General features: G+C 63.5%; 16 protein-coding genes. 2 read left to right on the top strand and 14 right to left on the bottom strand.

Annotated elements, in window-relative coordinates; translation table 11 throughout:
• Positions 1-52: 52 nt before the first annotated feature.
• Both ATK23_RS02590 and hflX read right to left on the bottom strand, forming a co-directional pair.
• The gene (locus ATK23_RS02590; protein WP_066139131.1) at positions 53-2,050 is read right to left on the bottom strand and encodes an ATP-dependent DNA helicase; all 1,998 of its coding nucleotides are present in this window, start codon (positions 2,048-2,050) and stop codon (positions 53-55) included.
• Positions 2,043-3,611, bottom strand: coding sequence for a GTPase HflX (gene hflX / locus ATK23_RS02585; RefSeq protein ID WP_066139134.1), 1,569 nt, complete (start codon positions 3,609-3,611; stop codon positions 2,043-2,045). The genes ATK23_RS02590 and hflX overlap by 8 nt, the downstream gene beginning before the upstream one ends.
• 420 nt (positions 3,612-4,031) lie before the next feature.
• Here hflX and ATK23_RS02580 point away from each other — a divergent pair, with 420 nt between their 5' ends.
• On the top strand, positions 4,032-4,637 hold the full coding sequence (locus tag ATK23_RS02580; protein WP_038992599.1) for a class I SAM-dependent methyltransferase: 606 nt from the start codon (positions 4,032-4,034) through the stop codon (positions 4,635-4,637).
• A 70-nt stretch (positions 4,638-4,707) separates the two neighbouring features.
• Here the strand turns inward: ATK23_RS02580 and dapF are convergent, their stop codons facing one another.
• The 3 genes from dapF to miaB are packed head-to-tail and all read right to left on the bottom strand — an operon-like array spanning position 4,708 to position 8,112.
• A complete protein-coding gene (dapF, locus tag ATK23_RS02575) occupies positions 4,708-5,643 on the bottom strand; it encodes a diaminopimelate epimerase (protein ID WP_066139136.1) in 936 nt (311 codons plus the stop codon).
• Positions 5,644-5,675: 32 nt separating this feature from the next.
• A complete protein-coding gene (gene miaA / locus ATK23_RS02570; RefSeq protein WP_038992604.1) occupies positions 5,676-6,578 on the bottom strand; it encodes a tRNA (adenosine(37)-N6)-dimethylallyltransferase MiaA in 903 nt (300 codons plus the stop codon).
• Between the two features lie 4 nt (positions 6,579-6,582).
• On the bottom strand, positions 6,583-8,112 hold the full coding sequence (miaB, locus tag ATK23_RS02565) for a tRNA (N6-isopentenyl adenosine(37)-C2)-methylthiotransferase MiaB (RefSeq protein ID WP_083515471.1): 1,530 nt from the start codon (positions 8,110-8,112) through the stop codon (positions 6,583-6,585).
• A gap of 172 nt (positions 8,113-8,284) precedes the next feature.
• Here miaB and ATK23_RS02560 point away from each other — a divergent pair, with 172 nt between their 5' ends.
• A complete protein-coding gene (locus tag ATK23_RS02560; protein WP_157066337.1) occupies positions 8,285-8,593 on the top strand; it encodes a hypothetical protein in 309 nt (102 codons plus the stop codon).
• On the opposite strand, the gene ATK23_RS02555 is transcribed toward ATK23_RS02560, so the two are convergent.
• The 9 genes from ATK23_RS02555 to mtr all read right to left on the bottom strand — a co-directional run bounded on the left by ATK23_RS02555 (position 8,587) and on the right by mtr (position 17,714).
• On the bottom strand, positions 8,587-9,387 hold the full coding sequence (locus ATK23_RS02555; RefSeq protein ID WP_223308913.1) for a regulatory protein RecX: 801 nt from the start codon (positions 9,385-9,387) through the stop codon (positions 8,587-8,589). The genes ATK23_RS02560 and ATK23_RS02555 overlap by 7 nt on opposite strands.
• A 98-nt stretch (positions 9,388-9,485) precedes the next feature.
• Positions 9,486-10,538, bottom strand: coding sequence for a recombinase RecA (gene recA, locus ATK23_RS02550; protein WP_066139145.1), 1,053 nt, complete (start codon positions 10,536-10,538; stop codon positions 9,486-9,488).
• Positions 10,539-10,782: 244 nt separating this feature from the next.
• Positions 10,783-11,004: a DUF3046 domain-containing protein gene (locus ATK23_RS02545; RefSeq protein WP_066140263.1), complete on the bottom strand. Its 222-nt coding sequence runs from the start codon at positions 11,002-11,004 to the stop codon at positions 10,783-10,785.
• A gap of 110 nt (positions 11,005-11,114) precedes the next feature.
• The gene (locus tag ATK23_RS02540; protein ID WP_038992609.1) at positions 11,115-11,528 is read right to left on the bottom strand and encodes a helix-turn-helix domain-containing protein; all 414 of its coding nucleotides are present in this window, start codon (positions 11,526-11,528) and stop codon (positions 11,115-11,117) included.
• Positions 11,529-11,724: 196 nt separating this feature from the next.
• On the bottom strand, positions 11,725-12,207 hold the full coding sequence (locus ATK23_RS02535; RefSeq protein ID WP_066139148.1) for a CinA family protein: 483 nt from the start codon (positions 12,205-12,207) through the stop codon (positions 11,725-11,727).
• A gap of 4 nt (positions 12,208-12,211) precedes the next feature.
• Positions 12,212-12,817, bottom strand: a complete 606-nt coding sequence (gene pgsA / locus ATK23_RS02530; RefSeq protein ID WP_038992611.1) for a CDP-diacylglycerol--glycerol-3-phosphate 3-phosphatidyltransferase — start codon at positions 12,815-12,817, stop codon at positions 12,212-12,214.
• Positions 12,818-12,822: 5 nt separating this feature from the next.
• Positions 12,823-15,819, bottom strand: a complete 2,997-nt coding sequence (locus ATK23_RS02525) for an FtsK/SpoIIIE family DNA translocase (RefSeq protein WP_083515472.1) — start codon at positions 15,817-15,819, stop codon at positions 12,823-12,825.
• A gap of 96 nt (positions 15,820-15,915) precedes the next feature.
• Positions 15,916-16,167 carry a hypothetical protein gene (locus tag ATK23_RS02520; RefSeq protein WP_066139151.1) on the bottom strand — a complete coding sequence of 84 codons (252 nt, stop codon included), beginning with the start codon at positions 16,165-16,167 and terminating at the stop codon, positions 15,916-15,918.
• Between the two features lie 143 nt (positions 16,168-16,310).
• A complete protein-coding gene (gene mtr / locus ATK23_RS02515; protein WP_066139154.1) occupies positions 16,311-17,714 on the bottom strand; it encodes a mycothione reductase in 1,404 nt (467 codons plus the stop codon).
• Positions 17,715-17,738 lie beyond the last annotated feature (24 nt).

Here is a 17,738-nt window from a genome sequence, read left to right as displayed (position 1 = left end):
ACTTGAGCTGCCCCAAGTCCAAGGACAGCTCAAGTTCATGCTATGGCTGCGGCTATCTCCCGTCCGGGTTCAAGCGCTGGAGAACTCCGGTGATGACCTTCTTGTCGACAGTCGGCCACATCGGCGGCAGCGTCGCTTTCAAGAAGCTGCCGTACCGTGCAGTGGCCATGCGCGAATCGAGGATCGCCACAACACCCTTGTCCCCGACCGAACGAATCAGGCGTCCAGCGCCCTGGGCCAGGCGAATCGCCGCATGGGTGGCGGCCACCTGCATGAAGCCGTTGCCGCCATGCTTGGCCACGTCCTCGGAACGGGCTTTGGAGATCGGATCGTCCGGGCGCGGGAAGGGGATCTTGTCGATGATGACCAGCCGGCAGGAATCTCCTGGCACGTCCACGCCCTGCCACAGGGTCATGGTTCCGAACAGGCAGGTGTCGCGTTCGCTGCTGAACTGCTCGACCAGCGACTTCATGCTGCCCTCGCCCTGACACAGGATCTCCACGTCCAGGCGTTCGCGCAAGATGCTTGCCGCTTCTTCGGCGGAGCGTTTCGAAGTGAACAGAGCCAGTGCACCGCCGCCCGAGGCCTTGATGAGATCCTCGATCTCATCCAGCGTCTCGGCAGCCAGTTGGCGGCCCGGCTTGGGCAGATGCTTAGCTACGTACAGGATGCCCTGCTTCGGGTAATCGAAGGGACTGCCGACGTCCACGCCGGTCCAGGACGGAGCCCCTGCGCCCATCAGACCCAGGGAGCCTGCGACCGAGTCGAACTGCGCGCCGATAGCCAAGGTAGCGCTGGTCAAGACGACCGTGCGCCCGTCGAACAGCCCTTCACGCAGCTTGCCGGCAACGGACAACGGGGCAACGTTCAACGTGGCTGGCTGGGTCTCGTCAGCTTCGACGTAGCCCCGGCCTTCGACAAACTCCCGCGGACGGGTGGTGTACAGCACCTCGCGGCGCTCTTCGGATTCGAGCATGCGAATCGCATCGTCCATCACCGCCTGCAGCTGGGAGCGGGCAGTCTGTCGTCCGCCGTCAGCCGGTGCATTGGCTTCGGGCTTGGACAGCGCCAACGCCAGCCTGGCCTGCTCCACGATGTCGTTCAGGGCGATGCCCATGTCTTCGCGCAGGCCATGTTCCAGCAGCCCCGTGGGCACACCGGTCAACGACTTCTCCAGGCGGTTCGCCGCCTTGACCATCTCGTCCACGTTCACTCCGCAATGGCGTTTGGCGCCGCCAGCCGCGGTGAGCACCATGCGTGCGGAGAGCGCCCCGGACACCGAGCTGGTCACGCGGTCTTGCAGTTCGTGGGCCTCATCGATGATTGCGACTTCGAAGTCCGGGAGGACCGAAAGCCCCTCGAAGGCCGATACCGCCAGCAGGGCGTGGTTGGTAATGACCACGTCCGCCTCCGCGGCACGGGCACGAGCCATCTCCGAGAAGCATTCATCAGCCATCGGGCACTTCTGCGACCCCAAGCACTCCATGGCCGAAACCGAGACCTGCTTCCACGCCTTGTCGCTGACCCCGGGCACCAGCTCATCGCGGTCACCGGTCTCAGTCTCTTCAGCCCATTCGCGCAGCTTCATGACCTCGCTGGCCAACGGCGAATAGGTGGTGCCGGCAGGAGCTGCCGGCTCATCCATCGAGAAAAGCGTGCCTTCGTCATCCGGGTACCCGCCGCCGAGCTTGTACTGGCACAGGTAGTTCGAGCGTCCCTTGAGCAGGGCCACATCCATCGGGCGCGAGAGCTTGCCCTTGAGCGATTCGAGCAACCGCGGCACGTCACGGCCGACAATCTGCGATTGCAGCGCCAAGGTCGCGGTGGAGACGATCACCGGCTTGGCGCTGGTCTGCGCGTGGGCCAATGCCGGAATCAGGTAGCCCATCGACTTGCCAGTGCCGGTGCCTGCCTGCACCAGCAAGTGCTTTTCATCTTCCAGCGCGCTGACCACATGCTTGACCATTTCCTGCTGGCCGGTGCGCATGGCACCGCCCATGGAAGTGACCGCGGCCTCCAGGAGCCCCAGGGCCTGCTCTTGCTTATCCATGAAGGTTGAAGGTCTCCAACTCTGCAGCTAGGGAATCGCGCACCTTGACGATCATCCGGGTGCCCTCCTCCAGGTGTTCGCTTTCCAAGATCTCTGATTCGCTCTGGTGCAGCTTGGCGATCAAATCCCCGCGGTTGTAGGGAATGAGCACCTCAAGCTGGATGCCGGGGCGTGGAATCGATGAGCTGATCTTTTCGAGCAGCTCCTGGATGCCTTCACCGGTGTGCGCGGAGACGACCACGGTGTTGGATTCCCGGTTGCGGATGCGTTCGATAACGAACGGGTCAGCCACATCGGCCTTGTTGACCACGATGATCTCTGGAATGTTCAACGCGTCGACTTCGCCGAGCACGGTGCGCACGGCCTGGATCTGCCCTTCGGGATCAGGGTGGGACCCGTCAACGACGTGCAGGATGAGATCCGAATCGGCGATTTCCTCCAGCGTGGATCGGAAGGCTTCCACCAGCTGGGTCGGGAGGTTGGATACGAAGCCGACGGTATCGGCCAGCGTGTAGGTCAACCCGTCCTCCGTCGCCGACTGGCGGACGGTTGGATCCAGGGTGGCGAACAGCGCGTTCTCCACCAGCACCCCGGCGTTGGTCAAGCGGTTGAGCAGCGAGGATTTGCCGGCGTTGGTGTAGCCGGCAATGGCCACGGCTGGAACCGCATTGCGCTTGCGGTTGGCACGCTTGGCTTCACGCGCAGGCTTCATGGCCTTGATCTCGCGGCGCAGCTTCGCCATGCGGTCGCGAATGCGGCGGCGGTCCATCTCGATCTTGGTTTCACCCGGTCCACGCGAACCGATGCCACCACCGGCGGCACCTACGCGGCCACCGGCCTGGCGGGACATCGATTCGCCCCAGCCGCGAAGACGTGGCAGCAGGTATTCGAGCTGGGCCAGTTCAACCTGGGCCTTGCCCTCGCGCGATTGGGCATGCTGCGCAAAGATGTCCAGGATCAGGCTGGTGCGGTCGATGACCTTGACCTTGACGATGTCTTCCAGGGCGCGGCGCTGCGATGGCGCCAGCTCTGCATCGACAATCACGGTATCGGCACCCGTTGACGCAACGATTCCGCGCAGCTCTTCGGCCTTCCCCGAGCCGAGGAAGGTCGAAGGGTCCGGCTTGCTGCGGCGCTGCACCAGGCCATCGAGGACTTCGGAACCTGCGGTCTCCGCCAAGGCGGCGAGCTCGCGCAGGGAGTTCTCGGCGTCGGCGACGGTACCATCGCTCCAGATGCCCGCCAGCACGACGCGTTCCAAGCGCAGCTGGCGGTATTCAACCTCGGTGACGTCTTCCAGTTCCGTGGACAGGCCTGCGACGCGACGCAGCGCGCGGCGATCCTCCAGATCTTCCTGGTCCCCGTCGAAATTGCTGAGGCCTGAGGAAAAACGGTTCAGTGCAGTAGCCTGGCCAGCGAAAATGGAATTCTCTTCTTCGCCGAAGTGCTGAACCTGCGGGCTCTGCGCATCATCGGCTGCGAGAATTCGATCGATGGCGGCCTGGATCTGGGCATCATCCATCGATGCCGAATCGTGCTCGTGTGACTCGGAGTTAGTCATGGTCTCCTTAGAAGTACTTCGCTTTCCAGAATAGTGCGGGTGGACCCCACTTTGCGACGTGGCGCGTTCAGTTTCGGTTGGTTCATCAAACATTCGTGGTCCTTTGCAAGGAGTAAAGGTCTATGGGCAGACAGGTGAATGCATGGTTACCGGTAAGCAAAGGCGTGTGCGGGGTTCTGGAAAGAAGAACTGCCAGGTAATGGGAAATGACTTTGCCGTCTGCTGATTCAGCCCGGTGGGCGCGCAAGAACTGCGCGGCCAGCTCGTGGAACCGCGGGTAACCAAGAGGGCTACGTATTAGACGAAAATGAAAGTCATAGGGAAAACTCTATCAGTGATATCTGCTCACGCCCATATCGCCTTGCTCACGTTGCCGACGCTGATCTTTGGGGTATCCGTACTGGGCGATAAGCTTTGCCTATGACCTCGGATCACTACTTCACCGCCAGCCCGGCCTCGGCAGATGAACGGCGCACCATCGAAGTCGAGCTCAACGGCTCGTTGCGCAAAGTGCAGACGGCCTCGGGAATCTTCTCCCCCGCCGGTCTGGACAAGGGAACGGCGGTGCTGCTGCAGTACGTGCCAACCCCTCGCGGACGCATTCTGGATATCGGGTGCGGCTGGGGACCCATCACCCTGGCCGCCGCCGAGCAGTCCCCCCAGTCCGAGGTCTACGGCGTGGATGTCAATGAGCGTTCCATCGACCTGGCCCGCTTGAACGCCGCGGCGCTCGGCTTGTCCAACGTAGTTGTCGGCACCCCTGAGTCCGTGGATCCGAGCCTGCAATTCGACACCATCTGGTCGAACCCGCCCATTCGCATCGGCAAGGATGCCCTGCATGAATTGCTGATGCTGTGGTTGCCGCGGTTGGCCCCGGGTGGCGAGGCATGGATGGTGGTGCAGAAGAACCTGGGTAGCGATTCGCTGCAGAAGTGGCTGGTTGAGCAGCTTCCCTCGGATTGGAAGATCACCCGTGAAGCGACCGCCAAGGCCTTCCGAGTGCTGAAGGTAGCGCGTCCGGCCTGATTGCCAAAAGCAAAATCGCAGAATCGCTCGCGAGGCTATTCTGCGATTTTTGCTATAGAGCCGATCAGGTCTACTCTGAACCGATGATCCCGCGTGCAACCAGGTCTGCCGGGCCGCTGAGGATCGTATCTTCGCCGCCCTCTGCATTGCCACGGAATTCAACGCCGACGACACCGCCGGGCACCTTGACAGCCCACTGGTTGATCAGCGCGGTGCTGCGTGCCCAGTAGCGTACGGCTGCCGCGGCCGCACACGCACCGGTACCGCATGAGAGCGTCTCGCCGACCCCCCGTTCATGGACGCGCATCTGGACCTGGGCAACCCCGTCCTCTTCGATCAGCGGCTCGGAAGGAACCACGAATTCCACGTTGGTGCCGTTGGCAGGGACCGGAGATACCTCTGGGGCTTGGAACAGGTCCAGTTCTTCAAGCATCTGGACGTCTGGCAAGGCAACTACGGTGTGCGGGTTGCCCATGGTGATGCTCAAGGCCGGCAGCGCCTGCTCCCAGCCTCTGGGCTTGACCATGGAGTCCACCGATTTTTCGGCGGCTTCCTGCTCGAAGATCAATCCCCAGGGGCCGAGGTTCACCGCGTAGCCATCAGCGAGTCGGGTAATTTCCTTGACGCCGGCACGGCTGCCGATCTGGAAACTTTGCCCGACCTGGAGGCTCACGAGCCCTTCGGCAATCAGGTAGTGAGCGAAGGCGCGTACGCCGTTGCCGCACATCTCGGCGATGGAGCCGTCATTGTTCCGGTAATCCATGAACCAGTAGGCCCTGGGGTGCTCCAGGAACTGCCCTTCGTATCCGGGAACCTTGGCGGTGGGCACGGCACGGATCAGCCCGTCACCGCCAATGCCGAAGCGGCGGTGGCACAGGGCCGCCACCTGTTCGGCGTTGAGATCCAGCTGCGCTTCCGGGTCGGCAATCAGCACGAAGTCGTTGCCGGTGGCATGGCCCTTGGCGAAACGTTGTCCGGCCAGCTGACCTAATTCGGTGCGGTACATCAATGCTCCTAGAGTTTTCGTTCGTACGTTGGCTAGCCGATGATCTGCAGTGTTTTTTCCAGCAGCCCAGGTTCCAGCGGGTTCAGCCAGTTGACCCGCTCATCTGCGTTGAACCAGGTGATTTGGCGTCGCGCGAACTTGCGGGTGGCAATGACCGTCTGGTCAATGGCTTCGTCCCGGGTGATCTGCCCGTCGAGGAAGTCGATGTACTGCTGGTAGCCGATGGCGCGCGAGGCAGTCTTGCCGTCGCGCAATCCCTGGCCGAGCAGTCCCTCGACTTCCGCGGCCAATCCCATGGCATCCATCTTGTGCACTCGAGTTTCCAAGGCCTCATGCAATGCCTGGCGGTCGTAGTTCAAGCCGATCTGGATTGCCGGAGCGGCATACTCGCGTTGCGGCATGAAGGAGCTGAAGGCCCGACCGGAAATCTCGTGGACTTCAAGGGCGCGGATCGCGCGGCGCAAGTCAAGATTGCGTGCTGCGGATACCGGGTCAACCTCAGCCAGCCGGCGGCGCAGCGGTCCGTCTCCTTGAGCCTCGACCTCGGCCTCCAGCCGTTTCCTGACGTCTGGATCTGTCGGCGGGAAATCGATGACATCAAGGGCCGCCCGCACATACAGTCCCGAGCCTCCGACCATCACCGGAACCTTGCCGCGGGCACGGATTTGGGCGAAGTGGTCGCGGGCTTCGGCTTGGAAGGCGGCAACGGATGCTTCCTCGGTGATGCCCATGGTGTCGAGCAGGTGATGCTCGATGCCGCCACGCTCATTCACCGGCAGCTTCGCGGTGCCGATGTCCATGCCGCGGTAGAACTGCAGGGCATCGGAATTGACGATTTCCCCGCCCAGTTCCTGCGCCACGGCGATGGCCAAGTCCGACTTGCCGGTACCTGTGGGGCCGACGATGGCAATCACCGGCAGGTTCGAAGTGGCCATATGGCTAGCTGCGCACTTTCAACGTCGGCATGCCCAAGCTCGTGCGGCCTTTCGATCCGTTGGCCGCGGGCGCTGGAACCCCGCAGCTTTCGGCCTGCGCCCGGTCCCACGCATCCCCGGCGCGCGAACGGCGCAGGGAGTACTGGTCCACGGTGGGATCGGAGATCAGGTGGAATGCCGCTACTTCGGTGATCGGCAGGGTTACCAGGTCGCCAGGGCGCGGGGCCTGGGCACCTTCAGGTACCGAGAAGTGCACCAGGCGCTGGTCCTGCGAGCGTCCGGAGAGACGGTGGGTCTCTTCGGCCTTGCGTCCGGACTGTTCGGTGGCCATGACTTCCACGGTACGGCCCAGCTGCTTCGCGTTCTCCTCCTTGGAAATGCGGTCCTGCAACGCCGTCAAGCGCTCATAGCGTTCCTGCACCACTGCCTTGGGAAGCTGTTCGTCCAGATCGGCTGCCGGGGTGCCCGGACGCTTGGAGTACTGGAAGGTGAAGGCCGAGGAGAACCGCGACGCTTCAACCACGTCGAGGGTCGCCTGGAAGTCTTCTTCCGTTTCACCGGGGAAGCCGACAATGATGTCGGTGGTGATTGCCGCATGCGGGATGCGTTCGCGGACCTTGTCCAGGATCCCGAGGAATTTCTTGGACCGATAGGAGCGGCGCATGTCCTTGAGCACCTTGTCCGAGCCGGACTGCAGCGGCATGTGCAGCTGCGGCATCACGTTAGGTGTTTCCGCCATGGCATCGATGACGTCATCGGTGAAGGCCGCCGGGTGCGGGCTGGTGAAGCGCACGCGTTCCAGTCCTTCGATTTCACCGCAAGCGCGCAGCAGCTTGCCGAAGGCCAGGCGGTCTCCGAATTCCACGCCGTAGGAGTTCACATTTTGGCCCAGCAGGGTCACTTCGATGGCGCCGTCTTCTACGAGGGCCTGGATTTCGGCGAGGATCTCGCCCGGGCGGCGGTCCCGCTCCTTGCCGCGCAGGGAAGGGACGATGCAGAAGGTGCAGGTGTTATTGCACCCTACGGAGATGGAGACCCAGCCGGCGTACACGGATTCGCGTCGGGTAGGCAACGTGGAGGGGAAGACATCCAGGGATTCAAGGATCTCCAGTTGCGCCTTCTGGTTGTGGCGCGAGCGGGCCAGCAGCGTGGGCAGCGAGCCGATGTTGTGCGTGCCGAAAACCACGTCGACCCATGGGGCCTTCTTGATGATGGTGTCGCGGTCCTTCTGAGCAAGGCAGCCGCCGACGGCAATTTGCATATTGGGGCGTTCAGCCTTCAGGTTCTTGAGCATGCCCAGGTGCCCGTACAGCTTGTTGTCTGCGTTCTCACGCACTGCGCAGGTGTTGAAGACAACAACGTCGGCGACTTCTTCGGCCAGCTCTTCCGGCTTGCGGCTCAGCCCTGCATCTTCCAGCAGGCCAGAGAGGCGCTCGGAGTCGTGGACGTTCATTTGGCAGCCGAAGGTACGTACCTCATAGGTACGGGGTAGTTCTTCGCTGCCGATGTTGCTCAAGGTATGTTGCTCAGTCACCCTTAAAGATTACCGAAGATCGGGTGCCGCTGAAATGTAGGCGAGCCTCCGCTGGACTCCTGGTTGCCTTCACGGTTACGGCCTAGTGGCCGTCGGTGCGCGCCTTCGGGTGGAAGGCCAGGAAAAGGAATAGGCTTTTCGATAGCTGATTCGGCGTATGAAAGGGCAATCCGTGGAAAACCATTCGCCAGGCAAGCACCAGAAAACCGTTAAGTACCGACCGTTGCGGTTGTCGCGCGGCATGAAGATCTTCGACTGGTGGATGGCAGGATTATCCGCGCTTTTCCTTCTCGCCATCCCGATCGCTATTGGCATCATCCCGCCCATTGATGGACAAACCGACAGCCTGCTGTTCAATATCGGTGTCGGCTCGATGCTTGCCGGGGTCCTGGTCTTGAGCCTCTGGGCCTACCAGGGCATTGACGATTGGCTTGAGCGCCGGAGAAACGCACCAGGGCGGCATCCGAAACGACATCAGTAGCGATTGCCGAAGCGCTCTTCCCATTCCTCGCGGGCGACCTTGAACGCCATGCCGCCGTTGTAGCCTTTGCGGCCCAGCATCCCCACGAGCCGGCGCAGGGCTTTGTCCCGATCGGCGCCCATGGATTCGGGACGCAGCTTCGCGCGCACCAGTTCGCGGGCTCGCTGCTCCTCCGCTTCGTCATCGATTTGCTCCAGCGCTTCAGCGGCCAGCTCGTCGTCCACGCCCTTGGTGCGCAGCTCGCGCTTGATCGCACCGCGGGCTAATCCACGCGAGCGAGCGCGGGCAACGACCCAGGACTTCGCAAAGCGTTCATCATCCACGAGGTTGATCTCGGCATAGCGGTCGATGACCTCATCGGCAATGTCTTCCGGGCATTCATTCTCAAGGAGCTTGTCCTTGAGCTGCTTGGCGGTCTTGTCGCTGGCCGTGAGCTGGCGCAGCAAAATTCCGCGCGCCTTTTCCCGCCACTGGTCGTCGCTGAGCTCTTCAGGCTCCCCCGCTTGGCGGGCAGCTTTTCGCGCTTCGCGCGCTTCGCGGCGTTCCTGCTTCGACGGTTTGGCCGGCGCGGGCGCAGCCACAATCTGCTCCATGGCCGCGCGCAGCTCTTCGATGCTGCCCGGTTTCGCCGGCTGCTCGGAGAAGCTGGCAATGGTTCGCGAGGTGCTGCCGGCCGGCATTGCAGGCGCCGCAGCGCGCTGGGATGCCCGCTGAGCCGCCCGGTCCCGCTTGGCTGATTCCCCAGCCGCTTGGGCTTCCAATTCTTCCGGGCTGGGCCTGGCCCAGTCCGGCATGTCTTCGAGGTCGCCCTGGAACTCTTTGGAAACGGACGTAGCGTCCGACCCGGAATTCTTTCCGGGTCGGACGCTACGTCGTTGGAAGCCTGAGGCCACTACTGATCGCCCTCGACGACTCGCAGTTCTGTCTCGTCTTCTTCAACTTCTTCCATTGGCAGGACGCCGAGCTTCTGCAGGATCTGGCGTTCGAGCTCGTTGGCCAGATCCGGGTTGTCGCGCAGGAAGCGGCGGGCGTTTTCCTTGCCCTGGCCCAGCTGGTCTCCGTCATAGGTGAACCAGGCACCGGACTTCTTGACCAGGTTGTGCTCGACGCCCATGTCGATGAGCGAGCCTTCCTTGGAGATGCCGTGGCCGTACAGGATGTCGAACTCGGCCTGCTTGAAAGGAGGAGCCATCTTGTTCTTGACGATCTTGCAGCGGGTACGGTTGCCGACCGGGTTGGTGCCCTCTTTCAGGGTCTCAATGCGGCGGATATCGATGCGCACCGAAGCGTAGAACTTCAGCGCCTTGCCACCTGTGGTGGTTTCCGGGCTGCCGAAGAAGACACCGATCTTCTCACGCAGCTGGTTGATGAAGATTGCGGTGGTCTTCGAGGCCGAGAGGCGGCCGGTGATCTTGCGCAATGCCTGGGACATCAGTCGAGCCTGCAGGCCGACGTGGCTGTCGCCCATCTCGCCTTCGATTTCGGCGCGGGGAACCAGTGCCGCCACGGAGTCGATGACGATGATATCCAGTGCACCGGAGCCCACGAGCATATCCATGATTTCCAGTGCCTGCTCGCCGGTATCCGGCTGGGAGACCAGCAGCGCATCGGTGTCGACGCCCAGCTTCTTGGCGTATTCCGGATCCAGCGCGTGCTCGGCATCGATGAATGCCGCGACGCCGCCGGCCTTCTGTGCGCTGGCGACTGCGTGCAGGGCAACCGTGGTCTTGCCCGAAGATTCCGGACCATAGATCTCCACCACGCGGCCGCGTGGCAATCCGCCAATGCCAAGGGCGGCATCCAGGGCAACCGAGCCGGTAGGGATTACTTCAATGGGTGCGCGGGTTTCGTCGCCCAGGCGCATGACCGAGCCTTTGCCATAGGCCTTGTCAATTTGGCCCAGGACAGCCTCTAGCGCCTTTTCCCGATCATTTTTTGCTGCCATGGTTCACCTTTGCTCTTGCAAGCCTGCTACGTACTTGCTCATGATTTTTGTCCTGCAATAGACAGTATGCTTGCCCACCGACACTTTGGACTCCGATAGCCCAGAAGTGTGGACAATCCCAGTGCTTAAGTTCTTGGCGCAGTTTCCTGCGTTGTCTCCAGCATAACCCTATCCGAACAGGTGTTCGAAATTCAACACGGCGTGTTCGAAGAATTACTGCATGGGTATTCGAATGGAATCCCTACTATTGCTTCGGCTCGATATCCACGCCAAGCCAGCGTTCAGCCGGAACATCTTGCGCCCGGCACAGGGCTTCCCAGATCTGCTTGGGCTTGATGCCCCTATCGAGCGCCTGTGCCGCAGTCAGGCTGCCGAGTTCGGTCAGGGCCATGGAATCGGCCAGCACGCGGGAGTACCGCGGACCGAACTCGTTTTCCATATTTCGCCAGAAATCGCTGATTTTCACCTGATAATTCTCCCACGCAAAGGCAAGGAGCCCGCGCATTTCGCGCAGGCTCCTTGCATGGCTGCCGGCAGTCTCGATTACTGAGTAGCGGCGGCCTGGAAAAGATGATGCTAGACCGAGGCCAGTGGCTTGCTGTTGCCCTTGGCGGCAAACTCGTCGGCCATATCCGTCGGGACGGTATCCGGGATCGCAATGCCCTCTGCCAAGGCAACGCGCTCGGATACTTCACGGAGCATCAATGACAATGGGATTTCCAGCGCAACGCAGATTGAGGAGAGCAGCTCCGAAGAGGCTTCCTTCTGGCCACGCTCAACCTCGGACAGGTATCCGAGGGAAACTCGTGCGCTGTGCGAAACCTCGCGCAGGGTACGACCCTGGCGCTGGCGGACGTCGCGCAGGACATCGCCGATTTCATGACGGAGTACTACCATTTTGTGCTCCTCCTTCTCGGGCTGGACCATATGGGCTTCTCCCATATCGCGCCAACGGACGACACCATTGACAGTTACGGGTTGCTTGACCATGAATTTAGCCTCTGCTCCTAGGTCCATCTCGAAGATCTAATCAAATACGGGGGCCATCCTTGCGGCCCTTCAATTCGTACAACGACAGGTCATACGATTTTGTTCCCGTACGTTCACCCTAATCACATAAATGCGAGCTACGCCACATCCGGGATGGTTTTTGCGTAATATCCCAGGAAGAAAAGTATTTCGTGTCTTACTGTGAAGAAGCTTTATCCAAGATGGCAGCGAACTGGTGAAGTGCCGCTTGGGTGCTCTGCTCGCGGATCTGCGCCCGGTCCCCCACAAAGTGGTGGGCGTCGGACCCGGAGTCGGCTCCCATGGCCCATCCAATATACACGGTGCCCACGGCCTTGCCATCGTGCGGCTCAGGGCCGGCGACTCCGGTTGCCGAAATCGCCGCGTCGGCGCCGCAGGCTCGCTGCGCGCCGACGGCCATCTGCCGGGCCACCTCGGGATCCACCGAGCCGTTGGCCGCCAGCAGTGCTTCGTCGACGCCCAGCAGCGAGGCCTTGACCTCGGAGGAATAGCTGACGACTCCCCCGCGCAATACGGCCGAGGCGCCGGGAACTTCGGCCAGGCGCGCGGCGATCATTCCGGCGGTCAGCGATTCCGCGGTCGCCAGCTGCACGGCGCCGTCGATGGCCTTGGCAATCACCTCGGGGGCGGTGGGCCTCATGGCGTCACTGCTCCCGCTTCTTGGCGGCCGCCACCAGCTGGCCGGCCTTGATGAGGTATTCGATGCCGGTGACCACGGTGACCGCCAGGGTCAGCAGCATCAGGTACCAGGCCGCGGTGCCCAACCAGTCGATGGTGTGGGTGTAGGGCAGCAGGTAGACCCCGATCACGATGGCCTGCAGCACGGTCTTGATCTTCCCGCCCATGTTCGCGGCGATCACGCCGTAGCGGATGACCACCACGCGCAGCAGGGTGATGCCCCATTCGCGGACCAGGATCACGATGGTGACCCACCAGGGCAGCTCGGCCAGGATCGAGAAGCACACCAGCGCCGAGCCGGTGAGCAGCTTGTCCGCGATCGGGTCGGCGATCTTGCCGAAGTTGGTGATCAGCCCGCGGCTGCGCGCCAGGTCCCCGTCGAGCTTGTCGGTGTACATGGCCACTACGAACAGTGCCAGTGCGACCCAGCGCCACAGGCCCTGCTCGTGGTTGTCCGCCATCAGCGCCCAGATGAAGAACGGCACCATGATGATGCGGATGGTGGTGAGCACGTTGGCGATGTTCAGCGTCGGTACCGGTGGCTGGGCACTGCGGCCAGCTTGCTCGCTCATGGGTATCAGTTTCTTCCTGTCAGGTTCCAGGCGTCCTCGCCCGAATCGTCGTCATCGGAGCCGTCGAAGTAGTCCACGGCCTGCGGGCGATCCTCCAGATCCCTGGCGACCAGGTCCTCGGCATAGTCGGTGACCGGCTCGGCATGGTTCACATTGGCCTCGGCGACCAGCGCCGCCTCGGTGGCCGACGGGGTGCTGGTGGCCGGATCGTCCCCGCGCATCGCGGCCAGCACCATCGGCAGGTCGTCCGGCTGGATCAGCACGTCGCGGGCCTTGGAGCCTTCGGAAGGGCCGACCACGCCGCGCGATTCCATCAGGTCCATCAGGCGACCTGCCTTGGCGAAGCCCACGCGCAGCTTGCGCTGCAGCATCGAGGTGGAACCGAACTGGCTGGTGACCACGAGCTCGGTGGCCTGCAGCAGCAGCTCCAGGTCGTCTCCGATGTCCTCGTCGATCTGCTTCTTCTTCTCGGCGGCCGGGATCACGTCGTCCCGGTATTCGGGCTGCAGCTGGCTCTTGACGTGCTCGACGACGCGGTGGATCTCCGATTCGGTGACCCAGGCGCCCTGGACGCGCATCGGCTTGGAGGTGCCCATCGGCAGGAACAGCGCGTCGCCCTGGCCCAGCAGCTTCTCCGCGCCGGGCTGGTCCAGGACCACGCGGGAGTCGGTGACCGAAGAGGTGGCGAAGGCCATGCGCGAAGGCACGTTGGCCTTGATCAGGCCGGTGACCACGTCCACCGACGGGCGCTGGGTGGCCAGCACCAGGTGGATGCCGGCGGCACGCGCCAGCTGGGTGATGCGCACGATGGACTCTTCCACATCGCGCGGGGCGACCATCATCAAATCGGCGAGCTCGTCGACGATCACCAGCAGGTACGGGTAGGGCTTGAGCACGCGCTTGGAACCCTCGGGAGGGTGCACCTTGCCGGCCTTGACCGCCTTGTTGAAGTCGTCGATGTGCTTGAAGCCGAAGTTGGCCAGGTCGTCGTAGCGGGTGTCCATTTCGCGGACCACCCACTGCAGGGCCTCGGCGGCCTTCTTCGGGTTGGTGATGATCGGGGTGATCAGGTGCGGCACGCCCTCGTAGGCGGTGAGCTCCACGCGCTTGGGGTCGACCATGACCATGCGCACCTCGTCGGGGGTGGCGCGCATCAGGATCGAGGTGATCATCGAGTTCACGAACGAGGACTTGCCCGCGCCGGTGGCGCCGGCCACCAGCAGGTGCGGCATCTTGGCCAAGTTGGCCACGACGAAGCCGCCCTCGACGTCCTTGCCCACGCCCATCACCATCGGGTGCTCGGACTTGCGGGCGTTGGAGCTGCGCAGCACGTCGCCCAGGGCGACGACTTCCTTGTCGGTGTTCGGGATCTCGATGCCGATGGCGGACTTGCCCGGGATCGGCGAGAGGATGCGCACATCCGAGGAGGCCACGGCGTAGGAGATGTTCTTGGACAGCGCGGTGACCTTCTCCACCTTGGTGCCCGGGGCCAGCTCGATCTCGTAGCGGGTCACCGTCGGGCCGCGCGAGAAGCCGGTGACCTGCGCATCGACCTTGAACTGCTGCAGCGTGTTGGTCAGCGCGTCGACCACCACCTGATTGGCTTCGGAGGCTTCCTTGGCCGGCGGGCCGGCAGGCAGGTAGTGCTCCTCGGGCAGGGTGTAGGTGACATCCCCGGAGAGCTGCAGCTGCTCGCTGCGCGCCGGGATCGGCGCCTGCGGGGAAGTTCCGAGCCCGGCGGCGCGCGAGGAGACCTGGTCCATCGCTGAGGTGGTGGCTTCGGGTTCGGCCTTCAGCCCGATGTTGGCCATGATCTCGGCCATTTCGGCCTCGGCCTTGGTGGGGCGTTTGACCCCCGGCGGCGGGCCGGCCGGTTTCGGGATCGCCACTGTGGCGGCGTCTTCGCTGGCATCGGCGGGGCCTGAGCCATCCAGCTGCGGGCGGGCGATGGCCTGGGTGGCCGCCTCGTCGGCGTCGAAGATCTTGCCGGAGTTGCGGTTGACCGCAGGCATCGCGTCGGTGGCAGGATCATCCTCGCCGATGACCGCCTGGTCGTAGGCGATATCGCCGGAGCGGTCGGAGTGCTCCGTCCCATCCACGTCGTAGACTTCGGTGACCTTGCGGGCGGCGGCTGCACGGCGCTCGAAGAAGCCCGGCTTCTTCTTTTTCGGTGCCGGGGCCTCGGCCTCGGCCTCGGCCTCGGGATAGAGGTAGGACTGGTCGTGGTCCTCGCGGGTGGCATCCAGTTCCATCGCGGCGGTGGCCCGGGTGGCGCGCGGCGTATCCGGGTCCTGGCCGAGCAGGCGGTTGTAGCCGGCGCGCACGCGCGCAGGGATCTGCATCACCGGGGTGGCGGTGACGATCAGGATCGACATGAACACCAGGAAAATGAACACCGCCATGGCGCCCGGAACCGAGATCAGCAGGCCCAGCGGGGTGCCCAGGATGGACCCGGCCATGCCGCCGGCATTCCACAGCGCTTCGAAGTCGTCGGTGACCGCCGGCGAGCCGTTGGCCAGCGAGGCGATCGATGAGCCGGAGAGCGTCATGATCAGCAGCCCGATGCCGATGCGGTTGTTCGCGGTGACAGCTTCGGGGTAGCGGAAGAGCCGGAAGGCGCCGATGAACAGGATGACCGGCAGCAGCACCGCCATGAAGCCCAGGGTGCCGCCGGCGACAGCGTGCACGCCGGTGCCGAACCAGCCGGCATCGCGCAGGCCCCACCATTCGATGACCGCGACGATGATCGCGATCAGCGCGAGGAACAAGCCGGTGCCGTCGCGGCGCAGCTCGTAGTCAGGCTTGACGGTTCCGCCGATGCGGCGGAACGCGCCGCCGAAGATCCGGGCAATGCCCATCCACACGCTGCGGATTGCGCGCAGCGGCAGGGCGAGTTCCGCATCCGGGTTCTCGGGCGTTTTCTTGGAGGACGGGGAGCTGGACGCCTTGGGTTTGCGCGTCGCAGTCTTCTTCGTCCCCTGAGACTGGGTACGTGGGGCCATACTCCAAGGGTATCGCCATACGCTGGATGCACCCCGAATTTACACGTCTGCACGGGTGCTGCAGCGGCTAGATAATCATCACGCCGCAGGACCGGGCTATAGCGTGTACTCGATCACCAGGGTGTAGCCGCCGGGGCTTGGCATGCAGGCATGGCTGTCCACCTGGTAGCCGGAGGCCTCGAAGGCATCCACCGTGGCAGTTTCCATCATGGCGCAGGTGCCGGCGCTGGAGACTTCCTGGGTGTAGGCCATGGTGCTGGCGTGGGCGACCGGGATGGCCGACAGCACCCATGCCCCGGCCAGCATCGTTGCGGCGGCGCAGGCGGCGGGGCGGCTTGCGGACTTCATGCGCTCTCCTTCTCTGCGTTGGAACCGGCGCCTGGACCTGGCGCCCGCCTCCCAACCTGCCACAGCGAGCGGTGCTCGGCCAGCGGCGCCCAGCTGGCAACCAGCTGGCGCTTGGCCTGCTGTCTCCCCGCCGGCTTCGGCAGCTAGGAGAAATCCAGGCCGAGCAACGCGTTCTCGGTGACTTCCGGCAGGGCCGGGTGGATCCAGTACTGCTTGGTTGCCACCTCGCGCACGTCCAGACCGAAGGCCATGACTGTGATCATCTGCTGGATCAGCGTCGAGGCCTGCGGGCCCATGTAGTGCGCACCGAGCAGCTTGCCGGTGTCCCGGTCGGCGATGAGCTTTGCGATGCCGGTGCCATCTTCCATCGCCCAGCCGTAGGCCACGTCCCCGTACTTCTGCACCTTGACCGTGACATCATGCCCGGCCTCGCGGGCTTGATCTTCGGTCATCCCGACGTAGGCGATCTGCGGGTGGGTGAAGACCGCGGCCGGCACGTGCTCGTGCGGCATCTTCACCATGTCCTGCGGGTTCAGCAGATTGTGGCGCACCGCGCGCATCTCGGCGTTGGCCACATGCTTGAGCTGGAAGGGCGAGGAAATATCGCCCAGCGCCCAGACACCTTCAGCGGAAGTCGAGCGGCCGTATTCGTCCACGCTGACCTGCCCGTCGTCCGAGGCGATGCCTGCATTCTGCAGGTCCAACTGGTCGCCGTTGGGCACCCGCCCGGTCGCTACCAGCAGCACCTCGGCGCTGGCGGTGGAGCCGTCATCCAGGGTCAGCAACACCCCGTCGCTTTCCTGCACGGCGCTGGCCACCGTCCGTCCCATGCGCACGTCATAGCGTTCGGCGGCCAGCTGGTTGAAGGGCTCGCGCAGGTCGGCATCCAGGTGGCGCATCAGCTCGGAGCGGGCCAGGATGGTGACCTTGGTGCCCAGCGCCTCGAAGACGTGGGCGAACTCCATGGCAATGTAGCCGCCGCCGATGATCACAATGGACTTCGGCTGGCTCGCCAGGCGCATGATGTCCTCGTTCGTGTGGTAATGCACCCCCGAATCAATGATTTCCTGCGGAATGAAGGGGCGCGAACCGGCGGCCAGGACAATCTGGTCCGCGCTGATGGTCTTGGCTTCTGCTCCCTGCCCGGTGCGCAGCGTGCGCTCGCCGACGAAACGCGCGTGCTGGTCATAGACGTCGATATTCGGCGTCTGCTCGCCGCGGCGGTACTCCTCGCCGCCCTGGGCGATCGGATCGATGCGCTTGCCGAAGACCCGGCTGACGATGCCGGGCCAGTCCACGGAATTGACCTGGGCGTCGATTCCCAGCCGTGCCGATTCCCTGGTTTCCAAGGCGACGTCTGCGGCATAGACATACATCTTGGTCGGGATGCAGCCGACGTTCAGGCAGGTGCCGCCGAAGGCGCCCTTCTCGATGATGGCAATGGACTGCCCGTCGAATTCGGGACCGGGAATGGAGTTGCCCGATCCGGTGCCGAGGATGATCAGATCGTAGTGCTTGTCTGCTTCGATAGCGGCGGAAGACGTCATGGCAGGTGTACCTTTCACGGTCAA

Origin of the sequence: Glutamicibacter nicotianae, from assembly GCF_002797775.1 — a bacterium.
Classification (GTDB): Bacteria; Actinomycetota; Actinomycetes; order Actinomycetales; family Micrococcaceae; genus Glutamicibacter; species Glutamicibacter nicotianae.
The sequence above is the reverse complement of the archived record's forward strand: the minus strand, read 5'-3'. Positions and strand labels throughout refer to the sequence as shown.